Origin of the sequence: Mesorhizobium sp. WSM4976 (genome assembly GCF_029625685.1) — a bacterium.
Taxonomy (GTDB): Bacteria; Pseudomonadota; Alphaproteobacteria; order Rhizobiales; family Rhizobiaceae; genus Mesorhizobium.
In genome coordinates, this window is the sequence record NZ_JARTVT010000082.1 from 1 (window position 1) to 1,659 (window position 1,659).

Sequence of the window (1,659 nt, forward strand, 5' to 3'; positions counted from 1 at the left end):
CCTAAGAGCGGAAGGAAGTGGAGCGTGCAGTCAAGGTCTCTCTGTTCGTCAGCATGCTCTTGCTGCGTGACGTTGGTCAAGTCATCGAACCAGGCGGCTTCCACCGGCAAGGGAAAAGGTCTCGTCCATAGCAAACACAGGGTACGCACGCAGGCGGCCCTCACCGTCCTCAACACGAGCTTCTGATCCAGGCGGAAGACCCGAACATTATCTACAGGGTCATCGAAGCGATGCCCTCACGGCCCTAGCTGACAGAGGTTCTTCCACCTGGCACCCGCCCTTCAACGAAGGGCCGGTAGTCGGAACCACCTTTGACGACGGCGTGCACGACACGCGCCATCTTGGCGGTAATAGCGGTCATTGCCTTGCGGCGTAGATCGGGATTGTCGCGATCCCTCGCGATGTAGCGTTCGAACTTATGACGGAAGCCGTTCTCCCGCTGGCGGATGGCGACTTGTCCGGCGATCCACAGGGTGCGGCGCAGCCGAGCATTGCCGAATTTGGAAAGGCGGGTCTGGCCTCGATATTGGCCTGATTGCTGTGTCGAGAGGTCCAGTCCGCAGAACTTTAGGAATTGGCGATGATGACCGAAACGGCGAAGATCGCCGGCTTCGGCAATGATGGTCAATGCGTTGATCGGTCCGATGCCCGGGATTTGTCGCAGGAGTTGATAATCCTGGCTGTGCCGCAACAGCTCGTCGGCCTGCGCTTCAATCTCATTGCGCTGCCGGATCAGATTGCGTGCTTCGTCAATGACCATCCGGAACATGCGAATGGCAGGCGCATCAAGCGGCAGCGGCAGTCCGATCGATGAGCGCGCCGTCTCGTAAATATCCCTTAGAATCTGTGACTTGCTGACCTTTCGACCGACGACATCCCAAGCTGCTGTTACAAACTCCTCCTTCGTCAGCACCGTGATGCTTGCCGGCGTTGGAAAGGCATCGAGGAATGCGAAGAACCAATCGCTGCGGCTGTTTCCTCGGAAGCGATCGATCTCGGGAAAATACAGCGGCAGGTAGTGCGTCAGGATCCGGTGCTGAATCTCGGTCTTTGCCCTGGCGATCGCCTCATGTGTCTTCGACAGTTCCTGTACATCGTTGATGCCGGCGCGCAGCGGATCGTGGTAGCGCTGCGTAGCCTGTATTCGGAGCATGTGCAGGATCACCTGCGCGTCCTTGGGGTCGTTCTTGTCCCAGCTATTGTGCAACGCTTCTCGCGTCCGCGCGAGCGCCAGAGACGACACCAGTCGAACCTCGAAACCAGCCTCAGCCAGGCGCCATGCAATCGGCCGGTGATAGTTCCCCGTCGCCTCGAAGCCACAGACCACGGGGCGACCGTACGTGTGCAGGACTTCGACCAGCTGGTCGTGCTCAGCACGGTTGTTTAGGACCTGCAGGCGGCGTCGGCGTTTGTGGCTTGGGTCTTCGATCAGAACTTCATTGCGAACCTTGGCGATATCGATCGCTACCAGCACCGCGCCGGCGGGTGTAGAATCTGAAGTGGTCATGGTCGGTCTCTCCGGAATGGGTTGTGAACATTCACATTCTAGAGAAACTCTGACTGGCCATGGCCGCCTCCAGCGGTGCGCGCCTGCAGCGAAAAGCTGCGCGCACCGCTGTCTCGGCCGCCGCCGCTCCTTCATTCCGCAGGTGCTACGGC

General features: G+C 59.3%; 1 protein-coding gene. It reads right to left on the reverse strand.

From position 1 onward, the window contains the following. Positions 1–244: 244 nt before the first annotated feature. Positions 245–1,507 carry an IS110 family transposase gene (locus tag P9272_RS35730; RefSeq protein WP_278164895.1) on the reverse strand — a complete coding sequence of 421 codons (1,263 nt, stop codon included), beginning with the start codon at positions 1,505–1,507 and terminating at the stop codon, positions 245–247. Positions 1,508–1,659 lie beyond the last annotated feature (152 nt).

Coding starts and splice junctions, on each gene's coding strand:
- P9272_RS35730 (WP_278164895.1), bottom strand. CDS start 1,507: ATGACCACTTCAGATTCTACACCCGCCGGCGCGGTGCTGGTAGCGATC.